Below are 16,985 nucleotides of genomic sequence, written 5' to 3' on the forward strand. Positions count from 1 at the left end.
GCCCGTGAAAATGGGCCTCACCTACAATGAAAACCATGCTGGACGAGCGTGCCAAAACCCTGCTGAAGACCCTGGTCGAACGCTACATCGCGGACGGCCAGCCCGTGGGCTCGCGCACCTTGTCCAAGGCCTCGGGCCTGGACCTGTCGCCCGCCACCATCCGCAACGTGATGGCCGACCTGGAAGAGCTGGGCCTCATCGCCAGCCCGCACACCAGCGCCGGGCGCATCCCGACGGCGCGCGGCTATCGCCTCTTCGTGGACACCATGCTCACCGCCCAGCCTCGGCAGTGGGACGGGCCGCAGATCCAGGCCGACCAGCCGCAGCGGGTCATCGCCAACGCGGCGCAGGTGCTGTCCAGCCTGTCCAATTTCGTGGGCGTGGTGACCACGCCGCGCAAGCCCAGCCTGTTCAGGCACATCGAATTCCTGCGGCTGGGCGAGCGGCGCGTGCTGGTCATCCTCGTCGCGCCGGACGGCGACGTGCAGAACCGCGTCATCTTCACCGCCCAAGACGTCACCCAGGCGCAGCTCATCGAGGCCAGCAACTTCCTCACGCAGCACTATGCCGGCCTCACGATGGAGGAAGTGCGCGAGCGGCTCAAGAGCGAGGTGGAGCAGCTTCGCGGCGAGATCGCCGCGCTGATGCAGGCGGCGGTGGAGGCCGGCACCGAGGCCATCGCCGACCAGGAGCAGGTGGTCATCGCCGGCGAGCGCAACCTGCTGACGGTGCAGGACTTCTCCAGCGACATGGGCTCTCTGCGCAAGCTCTTTGACCTCTTCGAGCACAAGACCCAGCTCATGCGCCTGCTGGACGTGAGCAGCCAGGCCGAGGGCGTGCGCATCTACATCGGCGGCGAGAGCATGGTCGTTCCCTTCGAGGAGCTGTCGGTCGTGTCCGCGCCTTACGAGGTGGACGGACAGGTCGTGGGCACGCTGGGCGTGATCGGGCCGACCCGCATGGCGTACGACCGCATGATCCAGATCGTGGACATTACCTCGCGGCTGGTGTCGAACGCGCTGTCGCAGAAGTAGCGGCAAACCCCGGTCACTGGGTCGCTGCGGTCCCTAGAATTTTTGCGAAGATCGCAGAGATGTCATGGGAATCCTGCGGGCAGCTGCTGTCGCCCGTCCGGCCCTTGAGGAACTCGATCTCGCGCTCTGCGACAACCGTTTGATCGCTGCGGCGAACGACGCGGATGAGGCCCCATTCCAGGTAGTACGGCAGCCGGGGGTGCGCCTTCATCATCGCGGGCGTCAGGCCGGATAGCTGCACTTCGTAGGCCGCTTCGGTCGTCGCCACATAGTCACTGCGTTGGTCTTTGGAGAGCCGAGCCCAGGGTGTCGGGTGGGCGACGCCTGGCGCGGTGTCGGCGGGCTGGTACTCGAGGGCGCTGATCCTCTGCACTGGGCACACTCCCATCTTGCTGGTTTCCAGGATGCAGTGGCCAAGGAAATCCGTGACCCAGTAGGCCCGGTTCTTTGTCGGCCCTGGCCATCCGGGCTTGAATGTGACGGCCACGACCACGTCTTTGTCGTTCGCTGAGGCTGCAGGCGGCGGATCCTGTATTCGCCGCGGCTCACACGTTTGCCCGTATTCCTCGATTTCAGAATTTGCGAGGAAAGTCGCCGGCTCGCCGTGCTTCCACGGGTGATAGGAGGCCGCAAGGAAGATTGCTGCAAGAGCCGCGGGAACAGCGAAGGCCGAGGCCAGGCGCACGCCGAACTTGACGCGGGTGGGTGCCTTCTTCGTGGCGAGGAAAGCGGCCACGATGGTGGCCGGCCATACAAAGCCAACGATGAAGGCAAGCCACAGCAGGCCTTGTGCGATGTTGGTGCCCATGGGTCGCGGTCGTGACGGATGTGGACGCGATTTTGCCCAAGCGGTGCGCCTCCCTGGGTTGGGGCCTGCCTGGCTGGTCCAGGCCTCGCTCATACAATGCCCGGCGCGGGCCGTTAGCTCAGTTGGTTAGAGCAGAGGACTCATAATCCTTTGGTCGCTGGTTCAAGTCCAGCACGGCCTACCAATGAACATGCCGCCTAGGGCGCAAGCAACTGCGCACACACTTTGGCGATGGGCCTTATCTCGTTGCCACTACGTTGCCGTTGCTGCCGCCGATGACGGCTCGACGAGGCCGTCATGTCGCAACCTTCTTCTGTTTCTCCCATTCGCAGCGGTATCGAGATGCTGCGCGGTCGCTGGGACAGCCGCTCAGTGGATTGGTCGGTTGTATTGAATCGACTCTACGCCGATGAATCGACATGGTGCCGCTGGCAGGGTGTGACTGAACTTCGAGCCTATGAGGCACTGGCGTTGCACCATCATCTTGATCCCGATGCATTGAATCTCAATCGACTGGATCCCAAGGTGCGTGCGCGGTTCTTGGAACAATTCGGCGACTTGGGATCCGATGGTCCCTTGGCGACTTTCACCGTTCAGTTTGTCTTCCTTGCCGACCACATACGTTGTGGGCGTCTGCGGTGTGTCGAGATTGATGACCGTGATCTCGTCTCGAGCGTCACGACGGTGACGGAGTTTGCGCGCTATGTAGGAGGCTCCCGGGTGCAGCCAAGGCCAGCAGGGCAGCAAGTGGGACAAACATCCACCCCTTCGGCCTGGCCGGTAAGACACCGTACCTCGCACATGCAGGATTTGGTTGCCGCAAGCGCGTTGTATGCGACGGTCGCAGAAGGGGGAAGCTACGTGCCGGGGGACCGTACGACTGCACCCGACGTTGCTGGCTTCCTCCGCTCAACAGGCCGCATGTCGGAGAAGCTCATTGCGGCAATGGTGACCATCCTTTGGCCTGAGAACCTTCCGAAGGGCCGTCCACCAAAGCCGCGTGCGAAGTGAAACGGAGTCGCTATTCTTCGCTTGACAAGACAATATCGGATCTATTCGATTCGGCTTAAAAAGATCACTATGCAGTCTCCATGCGCATCAGCAAGACTCATGACGAAGAGGCAAAGTGGCCCTCAAACGCTTTGCTGCGCGAGCGTCAAGTCCTTCAACTGATCCCCGTCTCGCGCGCAACCTTTCGCCGGTGGCTTCGTGATGGACGATTTCCATCTGGCTTCAGGCTGTGCGGCCGCATTGCGGTATGGCGTGCTGCCGATGTCTACGCGTGGATCGATCAACGTGACCCAGCAGACGGTCGAGGAGGCATGCGATGAAGCCCACGCGCCACCAACTGTATTCCTGGATCTGGCAGGTGCCGATCTGCCAGGTCGCGCGAGCCATGGGCACGTCGCCGGCGAGCCTGCATCGGCTTTGCGACCAACAGAAGGTTCCGACTCCGCCGCGTGGCTACTGGCGGTGTGTCGAAACAGGACAAGCTGGGCCACGTACCCCGCTACCTGAGCCGGACCGGGACGATGAGTTTGACTGGGAGGTCGATGAGGCTAGAGTTGAAGCGGCCATAGAGGCAGCTACTCGGAATCATGTCAACTTGCGTCGGCTGCCCGTACGTGTAGCGCCTGAAGAACGCAAAGGCAGATCAGCGGTCAGTGATGCCTCTGTACCAGTGTCAGAACCGCCCTGCGCCGAGCATGGCGGACTGACGGACGAGAGCTTGTTTGGTCAGATGAGCAACAGCCACATCGAGCAACCGCCGAAGTCGCCCAGCCAGTCTCCGGTTGCGCCAGTTTTATCGACAGTGTTCAATCTGGCGGAGCTGCACGGCAAGGTGCTGGCCGCCGAGTCTTTTCTGGATGAGTTGCAAGCAGCTGCAGCTGCCGAGGGCTGCGATTCGGCCACAAGTGCCGTCCTGACATTGTGGGTCCGGTGCGCTCGGGAGGCGCTATCGCGAGCGGATGCCGCCGCGTGTGTCAGGGGCACCTGCCAGCGCATTGCAAAGGGGGAAGAGCGGCCGGGGTGGTGGGGCGCGGTGTCCCGTCATCCTTCAGGTCATTGACCTTGCGTTCCATGGATTCCGTTGCGAACTTCTGAAGCTTCCTGCGATGAATCGTCAGCGGGAGGTGCCGGCTGGGCCATGCCGGCGACGGGCAGGGTCACCTTGGTTTGGCTCAGCAAACACAAGCGCAGCGCGCCGACGTTCCAGAACGTCACGCCTTGGATGTGGGTGGGCTGAGGCAAGTGCCCTTTCCGACACCAGCGCCAAACTGTTGCCCGAGAAATGGAGAAGAGTGTCGCCACCACCGGCAGCCGCACGTTTGCGGACGCGGGAAGTTCATCGAACCGGCGCAAAGCAGCACTGTCGACATCGTTCATAGGGACTGCGCTGCCAGGTGACCATGAATCGTGGAGGTGGTCTTTGGATGTGGTCTACCGGCCGGCCCGCCGCGAAGCGCGAGAGCGAACGCCGCACGGTGCGGGCACATTGAGGCGGATCAACGGTGTCAACTCCTCGGTCCTAGGGTAGATTCGTCCAACCGGCACGCCGCCATAGTGCGTTCCGTCGTCCGACGTCACCACCGCGAGCGGGCGGGAGTTGTCTGCTTCGGTCAGACGCGCCACAGTTGCTATTGGAATCAATTGCCAATTGGACCCAGGTCGTGAGGCGACCATCAGCTGCAGTGCAATCAGTGGGCCGAGCGGCTCCTGCTCTGCAAAGAGAAGCAGGTCATCATTGGTGCCGAGCGCGAACGTCCGTTGCACGGGTTCGTGCGGATCTTGCACAGTGGCGAGGTACCAGGACCAGTGCAGAGCGACTTCCATCGACGTCCACAGGGTGCTGCGATCGTCCAACTGCATGCGGTGCTTGAAGGGTGTGTGTGTCACGAACATCGGTTTTCCTGCAAAGAAAAATTGTGACTCAAACACGGCTGACTTAAAAGCGGCACCATTTGACACTCTGGTGGGTGAATACCGCCCGACATAAGCCAAAAGACAGCGCGCGAGCGCTTCTGGCGACGAATGTCGTGGTCTTGCGGCGAGCAAGGGGCTGGTCGCAGGATTTCTTGGCGCTTGAGGCGGGACTCCACAGAACCTTCGTCGCTCATGTTGAGCGCCAGGCGCGAAACATTGCGCTAGACAACCTGGAGAAGTTGGCCGTTGCATTAGACGTTCAGGTTCACGAACTGCTGATGCCACAGCCGATGGTCGGGCGAGGTTCGTGAAGCCGTCGCAGGATCTGCGACATGGGCGGCTGCTACGAACCTACTGTGATCGTTGGAACGATGCAGCGATTGATTGCTCTGCAGCGATTTCTACTGGAGGCAGCACTTCCTGAACTTCACTCCACTGCCGTAGGAAATGGGTTGAGATTGTCCCGTCCTTGCCATGCCGGCGGTCGACTGAATCTCCCTCAGGAACGCAGCTGGCGTCAGGCAGCTCAAAGTCGGCGCGCCGGCAGTCGGCTGCGTTTAGGGGAATTTAGTCAGATCGAATAATTAGTCGATTTGGCTAATTCGTCCTAAATCGTGGTTGCCGCGATGTCCGCTGCTACCACCCCTTTGCCGTCGTGCAGATGAGAAGGAGGTCGCTTGCACGCGTGACCCGCGGGGTTCCCGCCGTAGCGTCTCGCTAGGCCCGAATCCTTCGGATGCCCATGATCCGCTTTGGCGTCGTGAACGCTGAGGCCATGGCGATGGACGGACGGCCACCGGTCAGGAGCGGCCTGCCAACGCTGCTGATATCGGTCGATGTGAACGGTCAGCTCAGCAACGAGACCTGCGGATATCGATTCGCTGCGGTCTTTCCGCCGTTCGCCCTCGGCGACAGCTCTGCAGTGTTCTCGGTCGGTTGGGCGCGAAGGCCGAACTCACGCTGACTGACATCAAGCAGTCACTGGTCGGGCCGCCCGCAATTGGCACGAACGTCGGCGTTGCGAAGCACTGCGGTCGGATGGCCCGGCACGCCGCCCTAAGCCCTCTTCGTATGACCGCTTGTCGTTCGCCCGAACTTGCGCGATCGACCCACTGCTGACTTTGCTTCAGTGCGGAAGCTGACGCTGATCGGAGCATTGGCCCGCCAGGCTGCAACAGGGAGGAGCACTCCAGTCTTCGATGATTTGTATGCATCCTTCGTGCACAGCGCCAGGGAGCGGCCGGTTGCTCGGCGTCAGTCGATGACGACCTTGGCGTCCTTGACCAGCTTGGCAAACTTATCGGTCTCGCTCCTAATTTGCGCAGCCATCTGGTCGGCGCTGTTACCGATAGGCTCGGCACCAATCTCGCCCATGCGCTTTCGGAAGTCAGCCGACTGGATGACTTTTACTATCTCGGTGTTTAGGCGGGTGAGGATGTCCTTGGGCGTGGCGGCAGGCGCCAGCACGCCGAACCAGGTTCCGATGTTGAAGCCCTTGAGCCCGGCCTCGTCCAGCGTTGGCACGTCGGGCAATGCCGACGAGCGCTTGGCGGTGGTCACCGCCAATGCGCGCAGCTTGCCCGCCTTGATGTGCTGCAGCACCGGCGTCACGGTATCGAACGACATCGTGATCTGCCCACCCAACAGGTCGGTCGCCAACGGGCCACTACCTTTGTACGGAACGTGGACCAAATCGGTGCCGGTAAGGTTCTCGAATTGGGTTCCGATCAGATGCTGGGCGGTGCCGTTGCCATTTGAGCCGAAGGTGTAGGCACCGGGCTTGGCCTTGAGTTGCGTGACCAGTTCCGCCACGGTCTTTGCCGGATTGCTGGCGTTGATGACCAGCACGTTGGGCACCAGGGCGATCTCTGTGATCGGCGCCAGTTCCTTCTGGAAGTCGTAGGCCAGCTTCTTGTAGACGCTGGAGGCGATGGTGTGGTGCACCGCACCGACTAGCAGGGTGTAGCCGTCCGGCTTCGACTTGGCCACGTAGTCCGCGCCGAGAGTCGCACCGGCGCCCGGCTTGCTTTCGACGATCACGGTCTGGCCGAGGCTCAAGGTCAGCTTCTCGGCGAGCGCGCGGGCCAACACGTCGGTAGTGCCGCCCGCCGGGAATGGCACGATCAGGCTGATCGGCTTGGCCGGCCAGGCCTGCGCCATGGCCGTGCCGTTGGCTACTCCAGCAGCCAGTGCCAGGACCTGGATCGCGCCACGCCGTGTGAGGTGGAAGGTGATGTGCATGCTTGTCTCCTGTCGGGTCTACGTGCGCTTTGGTGAGCCCGAGTGCAGGAACTCTAGAAGTCGAGAGGGGTTTCGATTCACCGCGAAAGTGAATCCGGCATTAACTGAAATTCAATATTCCGAGAGGCGGGGCCCGTTGCATGCTTTGGTGGAACGGGCTATGGAACTACCTCAACGCCCTGAGGGCAGACCTTCCGGCGAACCGGGCCGCAGAGCCCAGTTCCGCTTCAATCAGTAGCAGGCGGTTGTACTTGGCCATGCGGTCGGAACGGCAGAGCGAACCGGTCTTGATCTGCGTGGCGGCCGTGCAGACGCTGAGGTCGGCGATGGTCGTGTCTTCGGTCTCGCCGGACCGATGTGAGACCACAGACGCGAACCCGGCGGCTTCCGCCATCGTGATGGCGGCCAGGGTCTCGGTCAGCGTGCCGATCTGGTTCGGTTTGATCAGGATGCCGTTCGCTGCCCGGCGCGAGATGCCGTGCTGGAGAATCTCGGTATTGGTGACGAACAGATCGTCGCCGACCAACTGCACGCGGCTGCCTAGCCGGGCAGTGAGCAGTTCCCAGCCAGCCCAGTCGCCCTCGGCCATGCCGTCCTCGATCGTCACGATCGGGTAGGCCTCCACCCATCGGCTCAGGTAATCGACGAACTGGGCCGAATCGAAGCGCTTGCCTTCCGAGGCGAGTTCGTAGTGCCCGTTCTTGTGGAACTCCGAGCTGGCGACATCCAGGCCCAGAGCGATGTCGCTGCCTGGCTTGAATCCGGCCTTCTCGATGGCAGCGAGGATGACCTCGATGGCCGCTTCGTTGGACGGCAGGTCGGGCGCGAACCCTCCTTCGTCACCCACCGCCGTTGATAGGTGACGGCTCTTCAGCAAAGCCTTCAAGGCGTGGAACACCTCCACACCCCAGCGCATCGCTTCGGAGAAGCGCGATGCACCCACCGGCAGGATCATGAACTCCTGCATGTCGACGTTGTTGTCGGCGTGGGCGCCTCCGTTGATGATGTTCATCATCGGCAGCGGCAGCCGAGGCTCCGCACCCAGGGCCAAGTGGCGATACAAGGGCTGTCTCGACGACGCGGCGGCCGCCTTGGCCAGTGCCAGCGACACCGCCAGGATGGCGTTGGCACCCAGGCGCGCCTTGGTCTGCGTCCCATCCAGGCCGATCATCAACCCGTCGAGCGCGGCTTGGTCGTGGGCCGATCCGCCGATGAGTAGCTGGGCCAGTTCACCGTTGACATGGCCGACGGCCTTGCTGACGCCTTTACCGAGGTAGCGGCGGGGGTCGCCGTCGCGCAGTTCGAGGGCTTCGCGCGAGCCGGTGGATGCACCGGACGGCGAGGCAGCAAAGCCGCTGGCGCCATCGGACAGCACCACTTCCGCCGCGACGGTGGGGTTACCGCGCGAATCGAGGATCTCGAAGCCGCGCACCTGTTGGATCGTTGCCATGGTGGTTCTCAGTCGATTTGCGCGATGTGCAGGAGATTGGTGGAACCGGGGGTTCCGAAAGGCACGCCGGCGGCGATGACGATGGTCTGCCCCGGCTGCGCGAAATTCAGCTGCCTGGACGTCGCGACAGCGCGCGTGGTCATGTCGTCGACGCCCGTGACGTCGTTGCAGACAACCGGGTTGACGCCCCAGACCAGCGCAAGCCGACGCGCGGTCTCGCGCCGGGGTGTCATGCCGATGATGGGCGCCCTGGGTCGCTCGCGCGCCATTCGCAGTGCCGATGAACCCGAGCTGGTGTAGGCCACCATCGCGGCCACGTCGAGCAAGCCGGCTACAGAGCGCGCCGCCCAGCCGATGGCGTCCGGCGTGTTGGCCGAGGGCTGGGTGTGAGACGCGTCGATGGCGTCGCGGTAGTGCGGATCGGCCTCGGTCTGGGCGATGATGCGATCCATCATCGCCACTGCCTCGATCGGGAACTTGCCCGAGGCCGACTCGGCCGACAGCATCACCGCATCGGCGCCGTCATAGATCGCCGTGGCCACGTCAGACGCTTCGGCGCGGGTGGGCACAGGCGCACTCACCATCGATTCCAGCATCTGCGTGGCCACGATGACCGGCTTGCCAAGCTTGCGGCAGGCGCGAACGATTCGCTTCTGGATCGCGGGTACCTGTTCGGCGGGCATCTCGACGCCAAGATCGCCGCGCGCGACCATCACCGCGTCGGTCACGGCCAGAATCTCGTCCAGGCACTCGATGGCGGCCGGCTTTTCCAGCTTGGCGATGATGCCGGCGCGCCCCTGGATGATCGCCTGGGCCTCGACGATGTCGGCGGCACGTTGCACGAACGACAGCGCGATCCAGTCGATCCCCAGCGTGAGGCCGAAGTCCAGGTCGGCTCGGTCCTTCGCCGTCATGGCTGAGAGGGGCAACACGACGCCTGGAACGTTCACGCCCTTGCGGTCGGACAGCACGCCGCCATTGACGACGGTGGTCTCCGCAAAGTCCTCGCCGCATTCCGATACCTTCAACCGCAGCCGGCCGTCGTCAAGCAGCAGTTCTGCGCCCGGTTTGAGGGCGGCAAAAATCTCCGGGTGAGGCAGGGACGCCCGGGCCGCATCACCTGGCTTCTCACGGTCCAGGTCGAGTCGGAACGCCGAACCTTCGATCAGCTTCACGGGGCCGCCCGCAAACGTGCCGACCCGCAGCTTCGGCCCCTGCAGGTCAAGCAGCACGCCGATCGGCCGGCCGATGTCAGCTTCGATCGAGCGGATCAGGTCGAGGCGCTGCTGATGGTCGGTATGGGTGCCGTGGCTGAAGTTCAGGCGGAACACGTCCGCGCCGGCGCGAACCAGCGACTCGATGGTGGCGCGGTCGGCGCTCGCAGGGCCGAGCGTGGCGACGATCTTGGCGTTACAGGGGCGTTGCATCATTGGTCTCCGGTGTGGCGGGCATCGATCACGATGGCCCTGAAGTCGTTCACGTTGGTCAGCGTCGGACCGGTGACGATCGAGTCGCCCAGCGCCTCGAAGAAGCCGTGCCCATCGTTGTCGTCGAGGCGCTCGCGAGGCTTGATGCCGAGCGCCCAGGCGCGTGAGAGCGTGTCCGGCGTCAACACGGCGCCCGCGATTTCCTCCTGGCCATCCACTCCGTCGGTGTCGCCGGCCAATGCGTGGATGCCGGGCTCGCCATTGAGGGAGATACCCAGCGACAGCAGGAACTCGACGTTGCGGCCACCGCGTCCCCGGCCGCGCACCGTGACCGTGGTCTCGCCGCCACTCAGCAGCACGCAAGGCGCTGCCATGGGCTGGCCTCGCCGCGCCACCTGCAGCGCGATGCCGGCCATCGTCTTCGCGACGTCACGCGCTTCGCCTTCGATCGCGTCGCCCAGGATGTAGGGCGTCAGGCCGGCTGCCCGTACTACTTGGGCCGAGGCTTCGAGCGCCATCTGCGGCGTGGCGATGAAGCGGGTCTCGACTAACGGCAGACGTGGGTCACCGGGCTTCAGGGTCTCGCCTTCGCCGCTCTCCAGAAGCTCCCGCGCACGCGGCGGCACGTCGATCTCGTAGCGACGCAGGATGTTCATTGCATCGGCGCAGGTCGTCGGATCGGGGACCGTCGGGCCGGAGGCGATGTCGATGGGATCGTCGCCTGGCACGTCGGACAGCAGCAGGTTCACGACTCGGGCAGGCGCGCACGCCGCAGCCAGTCGACCGCCCTTGATGGCAGACAGGTGGCGGCGCACACAATTCATCTCGCTGATGCTGGCTCCGCTGGCAAGTAGAGCGCGGTTCAACGCCTGCTTGTCGGCCAAGGTGAGCCCAGGCAGTGCCAGTGGCAGCAGCGACGAACCGCCCCCCGAGATCAGGCACAGCACCAGGTCATCGGCCGAGAGGCCCTTGACGAACTGGAGCAGGTGCCGGGCAGCGGCTTCGCCGGCTGCATCAGGAACGGGGTGCGCCGCCTCGACGATCTCGATGCGCTTGCAAGGCACCGAGTAGCCGTACCGAGTGACGACCAGACCCGACAAGGGTCCCTGCCAGTGGTCCTCGACAGCGCGGGCCATCGCTGCCGAGGCCTTGCCGGCGCCGATCACCACCAGTCGGCCCTTTGGAGCGCCGGGCAGGTGGCGGGGCACGCACAGCTTGGGCTGCGCGGCGGCCACCGCCGCATCGAACATGTCGCGAAGCAACTGGCGGTGATCGTGTGGCATGACGATGGTCCTCTCGAGGCGTCAGACCGCAACGCGAGCGGCAGTGATCGGCTGCACCTTGCTCGGGTTCACCGTATCGTTGGCAGGCACTTCGTACAGCGTGTGCAGGTCTTCGGGGTCCACCTTGCCGTCGAGCACTTGGGCCAGGCGCACCCGGTCGACGGAACCAACCCAGCGCGCAATGGCCACGGTGCCTACCGCATTGCCGATCGTGTTGGTGATGGCGCGGGCCTCAGACATGAAGCGGTCCACGCCCAGCAGCAGCACCATACCTGCCACCGGAATCTTGCCCATCGAAGCTAGCGTGGCGGCAAGCGTGATGAAGCCCGATCCGGTGACGCCAGCCGAACCCTTGGACGTGATGGTCAGCACGCCCAGGATCACCAGCTGGTCCATGAAGCTCAGTGGCGTGTTGGTGGCCTGCGCGATGAAGATAGCGGCCATCGTGTAGTAGATGCACTGGCCGTCGGGATTGAAGGTTACGCCCGAGGGCACCACCAGCCCGACGACCGGCTTGGACACACCCGCGAACTCCAGCTTCTTCATCAACTGCGGCACGACCGACTCCGAGGAGCTGGTGCCGAGCACGGTGAAGATCTCGTCCTTGATGTACTTCAGGAACTTCCAAAGGCTGAAGCCCGACAGCCACGAAATGAAGCCCAGCACCACCGCTACGAACAGGAAGCAGGTGACGTACATCGTGCCCATCAGCTTGCCGAGTGACACGATGGAACCGAGGCCGTACTTGCCGACGGTGAACGACATCGCGCCGAAAGCGGCGACCGGGGCCAGCCGCATGATCATGCCGACGACGGCGAAGATGCCGTCGATGAACGAGTCGAGCACCGCGATGACCGGCTTGGCCCTTGGCCCGATATGCGACAGCGCCACGCCGAACAGGATGGCGAAGACGAGGATCTGCAGGATGTCGTTCTTGGCCAGCGCATCGACAATGCTGGTCGGCACCATGTTGATTAGAAAGTCGACGAAACCCACCGGCTTGGCCGAGGCCGCCGTGTACGTCGCGATTGCTTTGGTGTCCAGCGTCGCCGGATCGACGTTCATGCCGACGCCGGGACCGACGAGGTTCACGGCCAGCAGGCCGAGTCCGAGCGCGAACGTGGAGAGCACCTCGAAATAGATCAAAGCCCGGGCGCCGACGCGGCCGAGCTCCTTCATGCTCTCCATCTTCGCGATGCCGAGCACGACCATCGCGAAGATGATCGGTGCAAACACCATCTTGATCAGCTTGATGAACACGTCGCCGAGCGGCTTCACGTCCACGCCGAGGCTGGGGTAGAAGAAGCCCAGCGCCACACCGGCGAATACGCCGATGAGCACCTGAACGTAGAGCTTGCCGAAGAAGCGACGCATGTCTTGTCTCCTGGGAGTTGTGAGTGCGTAGGCGTGCCCACCCGGCAGCGCTTGGTGGCTGCTTTCGGGTTGGCGCGTGGCGCGCCGGAACGGGACTTGGACGATGAGCCAGACGGGCCCCCTTGGCCGGCCGGGCGCAGGTCCTCTAGGTGAGGGTCAGGCGGCCTTGCGCTGCGCGCCTGCCGTCAGCAGCTCACAAACGGCTTGCGTGACTTGCACGGTGGTGGCCTTGCCGCCGAGGTCGCCGGTGTGCAGCTTCGGGTTCGCGGTGACCTGCTCGATCGCGCTCATAACTTGCTTGGCCGCATCGAACTCGCCCAAGTGTTCCAGCAGCATCACCACTGACCAAAAGGTGCCCACCGGGTTAGCCAAGCCCTTGCCCATGATGTCGAAGGCAGAACCGTGGATGGGCTCGAACATCGACGGATAGCGGTGCTCGGGATCGATGTTGCCGGTGGGCGCGATGCCCAGGCTGCCGGCGAGCGCGGCGGCCAGGTCGGACAGGATGTCGGCATGGAGGTTGGTCGCGACGATGGTATCCAGCGTCTGCGGCTTGTTGATCATGCGGGCGGTCGAGGCGTCGACCAATTCCTTGTCCCAGGTGACGTCCGGGAACTCCTTGCTGATCTGCAGCGCGATCTCGTCCCACATCACCATCGCGTGGCGCTGGGCGTTGCTCTTGGTGATCACGGTCAGCAGCTTGCGGGGACGCGACTGGGCCAGCTTGAAGGCGAAGCGCATGATGCGCTCGACACCGGCGCGGGTCATCATCGACACGTCGGTGGCCGCCTCGATCGGGTGGCCCTGGTGCACGCGGCCGCCGACGCCGGAATACTCGCCTTCGGAGTTCTCGCGCACGATGACCCAGTTCAGATCCTCGGGCTTGCAGCGCTTCAGTGGCGCGTCGATGCCGGACAGGATGCGCGTGGGGCGCACGTTGGCGTACTGGTCGAAGCCCTGGCAGATCTTCAGGCGCAGGCCCCACAGCGTGATGTGATCCGGAATGTGTGGGTCGCCGGCCGAGCCGAACAGGATCGCGTCCTTGTTGCGAATGGCATCCAGGCCGTCGGCCGGCATCATCACACCGTGTTGACGGTAGTAGTCGCCACCCCAATCGAAGTTCTCGAATTCGAAGCGGAAGGTGCTGCTGGTCTTCGCAAGTGCTTCCAGCACCTGCTGGCCGGCAGGGACGACTTCCTTGCCGATGCCGTCACCGGGAATGGTGGCGATCGAATAGGTCTTCATGACTTGTCTCCGTGGGAATGGGTTTTGGGGGTGACGTGACTGTAAGAAGTGGACGACCCCTGCGCTCACGGCTAAAGTGAATCCATTGTTCACCTGAAATTAACAATCTGCACCAGAGGAAGCTCCATGACCAGCGGCACCAACAGCGGCATTCAGCCCGCGGACCTGGGGTTCTTCTCGGTGCTGGCCAGCGCTGGCAGCCTTGGGGCCGCTGCGCGGGAACTCGGGATCACCACGCCCGCCGTCAGCAAGCACCTGGCTTTGATGGAGTCACGGGTGGGCCTGTTGCTGGTGAACAGGACGACGCGACGCATGAGCCTGACGCCCGAAGGGGAGCTCTACCTGGAGCATGCGCGTCGCATCCTCGGCGAGATCGACGACTTGGAGCAGTTGCTGGGCGTGTCCAAGGCGACGCCGAAAGGCCTGCTCCGCGTGAATGCCACACTTGGTTTCGGGCGCAGCCACGTGGCGCCACTGATCTCGCGCTTCGTGCGCAAGTACCCGCAGGTGGAAGTGCAGTTGCAGCTATCCGTGAATCCACCACCGCTGACTGATGACTCCTTCGACGTCTGCATCCGTTTTGGCATGCCACCGGACGCCCGCGTCATCGCGAAGTACATTGCACCGAATAGGCGACTGCTGTGTGCGTCACCGGCCTATCTTGCCAAGCACGGTACACCAAAGGTTCCCAACGACTTGACCAAGCACAACTGCATCGGCATCCGGCAGGGCGAAGAAGCCTATGGCGTGTGGCGACTGACAAGCGGCAGGGGCAAGAACGCAGCAACTGAAGCAGTCAAGACGCGAGGCAACCTAACGACGAATGACGGCGAGATCGCAGTCAACTGGGCGCTGGACGGCCACGGCATCCTGATGCGCGCGGAGTGGGACATCGAGCGCCATCTGAAGAATGGCAGGCTGGTGCACTTGCTGCCTCAATTCCACACGCCGGACGCCGACATTCATGCCGTCTATCCGCAGCGGCATCAGTTGGCGGCACGTGTACGCGCCTTCGTGGACTTCGTGGCCTTGTCGCTTCATCAGCGCGGAGGGCAAGCGGCGTAGCAGGTCGCTTGGAGGTCTGCTTTGCGGCATTCGATCGGCTGTCAGCTCGTGGCCGATAGCCGCCAGTTAAGTTATTGATTGCCTCTTCACATCGATCTGAGAGACTGCGAGGTCGCCAGGTCATGGACATGATATGCCCGAAGTCTCACCCAATACAAAGCACGACGAATAGGGCTTGCCAGGGAGAAGGGGGCTTGGCACCGTGAGTTCGATCCACAGTCCTTCAATTCGGACGAAGGCAGTCAGCGCAGGTGGGGGTAGGACCGTCCCACCCCCACGAATGGTCTGACGTCGCTAGTTGAGCGGAGGGTATGGTGGCGCCTATGGCGCGGGGGCGAAGCACACAGTATCGTGACGAAGTAACGCCTATGGGAGAGGCGACGCCATGAACCGGCTTTTATCCTATCCACTGATTGACCGGTTGTATTTGTGGTGGCTCGGGCAGTCATCGTCGCCGGTTTGCATCGGTGAACTTAACACTGAGCGGGCCAAACGCGGCGTGTCGCTTCGCTACACCCACCACTGGCTATTGCATGGCTTCGCATTGAGTGAGGACCTGCCTCTTATCGATAGCGAATTTTTGCCTGACGAGCGCGACGCGGCGCCGGGTGCAGTGGATGACGCCAGGCCCGACCACTGGGGCGAACGCATCATTCGCCTTGTCTATGGGCCGTCTCGACTATCGCTGCTCGAGTACCTCTATTTTGCGGGCGACGAACGGTTCGGCGCGCTTGGGGTATCAACATCGCCAGCCACCTATCTGCCGCGCCAACCGAGCCCCATCCCAAGGCTCGGTGACATCGCAAAGATCTACATGCTCATTGAAAAGGTGCTTTCAGACGATCCTATCGACAAGTCACAGAGGTGGCTGATTGCAACGGGCGCTGCGATGGGAGGGGCCCGACCGAAGGCACTTGTGGATATTGATGGTGAGCAGTGGTTGGTGAAATTTTCTGATGGCGATATCGTCGATACTCCTCTGGTTGAGCATGCGACCATGACTCTGGCGGCGCAAGCTGACATTGTTGTTGCGCCCACGCGCGTTGTTCGTTTGCGTGACGGGCACGCTGTTGCGGTGAGGCGATTTGACAGGCAGGGTCCACACCGCGTCCATGTACAGAGCGCCAAAGTGGCTCTGAAGGCAACTGGCGGTGGGATTGGCTACCCGCAACTCGCACAACTCCTGCTGCGCCGCGGCGTCGTCGAAGGAGGAGTGGCCGTGACCCAGATGCATGAACTGTTCCGCCGCATGGTCTTCAATATCCTCATAGATAACACCGACGATCACGAAAAGAACCACGCGCTGATTGCGAGTAACTCGAACCGGTTTAGCTTGTCGCCGGCCTTTGACGTTTTGCCCTCAGGCCAGGCCCTCGGGTACCAACAGATCCGCGTAGGCGAGGACGATACGGACTCGACGTTGGACAACGCGATGTCGATGCACCAAGTGTTTGGGCTCGACCGAGATGCTGCATTCCGCGAAATCGCCACGGTGACCAATGTCGTCACAAACTGGCAGAAACATTTCGCTGCCTGTGGAGTTACAAAGCGGGACATCGACTCGCTGACCGCGCAGATCGACCGTCCGTTCCTCAAGGATCAGCGTGACGCCTACGCTTGAATCGCGCTCGATATAATCAGATCCTTGGAATGGACCGGTCTGCAAATGGCTACCAAAGCATCATCCAAAACCACTGACTCGAAGCTGGCCGACTTCCTCTGCTTCGCCGTCTACTCGGCCAACCTCGCCTACGGCAAGGCCTACCGCCCCATCCTCGACGAACTGGGGCTGACCTACACCCAGTACATCACGCTGATCTGCCTGTCGGAGCAGGACCACCAGATCGTGAGCGAACTCGGCGCAAAGCTCTTCCTGGAATCCAACACGCTCACGCCCATCCTGAAGAAGCTGGAGGCGATGGGCTACCTGCGCCGCCAGCGCAGCACGAATGACGAGCGGCAGGTAGTCGTCAGCCTGACCGAGCAGGGTCGGCAGCTGCGCGATCAGGCCCGGGGCAGGAACCTGGTGGCGGCCACCGGGCTCGGGCAGCAGGACTTCAAAAACCTGCAGAAGGCGGTCAGCCAGTTGCGCGATGCCTTGATTTCGTCGACGCAAGACTCGCAGTGATGCCT

General features: G+C 62.9%; 18 protein-coding genes and 1 tRNA gene. 10 read left to right on the top strand and 9 right to left on the bottom strand.

The window, feature by feature from the left end; all coding sequences use genetic code 11:
- Positions 1–35: 35 nt before the first annotated feature.
- Positions 36–1,034 carry a heat-inducible transcriptional repressor HrcA gene (hrcA, locus tag DZC73_RS19795; RefSeq protein WP_124542181.1) on the top strand — a complete coding sequence of 333 codons (999 nt, stop codon included), beginning with the start codon at positions 36–38 and terminating at the stop codon, positions 1,032–1,034.
- A gap of 13 nt (positions 1,035–1,047) precedes the next feature.
- On the opposite strand, the gene DZC73_RS19800 is transcribed toward hrcA, so the two are convergent.
- Positions 1,048–1,842, bottom strand: coding sequence for a hypothetical protein (locus DZC73_RS19800; RefSeq protein ID WP_124542085.1), 795 nt, complete (start codon positions 1,840–1,842; stop codon positions 1,048–1,050).
- A 107-nt stretch (positions 1,843–1,949) separates the two neighbouring features.
- Between DZC73_RS19800 and DZC73_RS19805 the strand changes: the two genes are divergently transcribed.
- The 4 genes from DZC73_RS19805 to DZC73_RS19820 all read left to right on the top strand — a co-directional run bounded on the left by DZC73_RS19805 (position 1,950) and on the right by DZC73_RS19820 (position 3,913).
- Positions 1,950–2,026, top strand: a tRNA-Ile gene (locus DZC73_RS19805).
- Positions 2,027–2,139: 113 nt separating this feature from the next.
- On the top strand, positions 2,140–2,853 hold the full coding sequence (locus tag DZC73_RS19810) for a hypothetical protein (RefSeq protein ID WP_124542086.1): 714 nt from the start codon (positions 2,140–2,142) through the stop codon (positions 2,851–2,853).
- Positions 2,854–2,933: 80 nt separating this feature from the next.
- Entirely contained in the window at positions 2,934–3,173 is a 240-nt protein-coding gene (locus tag DZC73_RS30700) for a helix-turn-helix transcriptional regulator (RefSeq protein WP_124542087.1), read from the top strand.
- 410 nt (positions 3,174–3,583) lie between these two features.
- Positions 3,584–3,913: a hypothetical protein gene (locus tag DZC73_RS19820; protein WP_124542088.1), complete on the top strand. Its 330-nt coding sequence runs from the start codon at positions 3,584–3,586 to the stop codon at positions 3,911–3,913.
- On the opposite strand, the gene DZC73_RS19825 is transcribed toward DZC73_RS19820, so the two are convergent.
- Together DZC73_RS19825 and DZC73_RS19830 are read right to left on the bottom strand one after the other, a co-directional pair.
- Positions 3,907–4,230: a helix-turn-helix transcriptional regulator gene (locus tag DZC73_RS19825; protein WP_124542089.1), complete on the bottom strand. Its 324-nt coding sequence runs from the start codon at positions 4,228–4,230 to the stop codon at positions 3,907–3,909. The two genes, DZC73_RS19820 and DZC73_RS19825, sit on opposite strands and share 7 nt — an antisense overlap.
- Before the next feature lie 54 nt (positions 4,231–4,284).
- A complete protein-coding gene (locus DZC73_RS19830; protein ID WP_124542090.1) occupies positions 4,285–4,746 on the bottom strand; it encodes a hypothetical protein in 462 nt (153 codons plus the stop codon).
- A 134-nt stretch (positions 4,747–4,880) separates the two neighbouring features.
- Here DZC73_RS19830 and DZC73_RS19835 point away from each other — a divergent pair, with 134 nt between their 5' ends.
- Together DZC73_RS19835 and DZC73_RS19840 are read left to right on the top strand one after the other, a co-directional pair.
- Entirely contained in the window at positions 4,881–5,078 is a 198-nt protein-coding gene (locus DZC73_RS19835; protein WP_235835214.1) for a helix-turn-helix domain-containing protein, read from the top strand.
- A gap of 425 nt (positions 5,079–5,503) precedes the next feature.
- A complete protein-coding gene (locus DZC73_RS19840; protein ID WP_124542092.1) occupies positions 5,504–5,731 on the top strand; it encodes a hypothetical protein in 228 nt (75 codons plus the stop codon).
- 290 nt (positions 5,732–6,021) lie between these two features.
- On the opposite strand, the gene DZC73_RS19845 is transcribed toward DZC73_RS19840, so the two are convergent.
- From DZC73_RS19845 to DZC73_RS19870, 6 genes are all read right to left on the bottom strand, one after another.
- On the bottom strand, positions 6,022–7,008 hold the full coding sequence (locus DZC73_RS19845) for a Bug family tripartite tricarboxylate transporter substrate binding protein (protein WP_124542093.1): 987 nt from the start codon (positions 7,006–7,008) through the stop codon (positions 6,022–6,024).
- Between the two features lie 166 nt (positions 7,009–7,174).
- Positions 7,175–8,458, bottom strand: coding sequence for a phosphopyruvate hydratase (eno, locus tag DZC73_RS19850; protein ID WP_124542094.1), 1,284 nt, complete (start codon positions 8,456–8,458; stop codon positions 7,175–7,177).
- An 8-nt stretch (positions 8,459–8,466) separates the two neighbouring features.
- Positions 8,467–9,885 (bottom strand): pyruvate kinase, encoded by a 1,419-nt coding sequence (pyk, locus tag DZC73_RS19855; RefSeq protein WP_124542182.1) that lies wholly within the window; start codon positions 9,883–9,885, stop codon positions 8,467–8,469.
- A complete protein-coding gene (locus tag DZC73_RS19860) occupies positions 9,885–11,168 on the bottom strand; it encodes a glycerate kinase type-2 family protein (RefSeq protein WP_124542095.1) in 1,284 nt (427 codons plus the stop codon). The genes pyk and DZC73_RS19860 overlap by 1 nt, the downstream gene beginning before the upstream one ends.
- Positions 11,169–11,189: 21 nt before the next feature.
- A complete protein-coding gene (locus DZC73_RS19865; RefSeq protein WP_124542096.1) occupies positions 11,190–12,542 on the bottom strand; it encodes a dicarboxylate/amino acid:cation symporter in 1,353 nt (450 codons plus the stop codon).
- 156 nt (positions 12,543–12,698) lie between these two features.
- Positions 12,699–13,787, bottom strand: a complete 1,089-nt coding sequence (locus DZC73_RS19870) for a tartrate dehydrogenase (protein WP_124542097.1) — start codon at positions 13,785–13,787, stop codon at positions 12,699–12,701.
- 126 nt (positions 13,788–13,913) lie between these two features.
- Between DZC73_RS19870 and DZC73_RS19875 the strand changes: the two genes are divergently transcribed.
- The 3 genes from DZC73_RS19875 (at position 13,914) to DZC73_RS19885 (ending at position 16,980) form a co-directional block, all read left to right on the top strand.
- A complete protein-coding gene (locus DZC73_RS19875) occupies positions 13,914–14,852 on the top strand; it encodes a LysR substrate-binding domain-containing protein (RefSeq protein ID WP_124542098.1) in 939 nt (312 codons plus the stop codon).
- 385 nt (positions 14,853–15,237) lie between these two features.
- Positions 15,238–16,473 (top strand): type II toxin-antitoxin system HipA family toxin, encoded by a 1,236-nt coding sequence (locus tag DZC73_RS19880; protein WP_124542099.1) that lies wholly within the window; start codon positions 15,238–15,240, stop codon positions 16,471–16,473.
- 45 nt (positions 16,474–16,518) lie between these two features.
- A complete protein-coding gene (locus DZC73_RS19885; protein WP_124542100.1) occupies positions 16,519–16,980 on the top strand; it encodes a MarR family winged helix-turn-helix transcriptional regulator in 462 nt (153 codons plus the stop codon).
- Positions 16,981–16,985: the final 5 nt, after the last annotated feature.

It is taken from the genome of Rhizobacter terrae, from assembly GCF_003852895.1.
Classification (GTDB): Bacteria; Pseudomonadota; Gammaproteobacteria; order Burkholderiales; family Burkholderiaceae_C; genus Albitalea; species Albitalea terrae.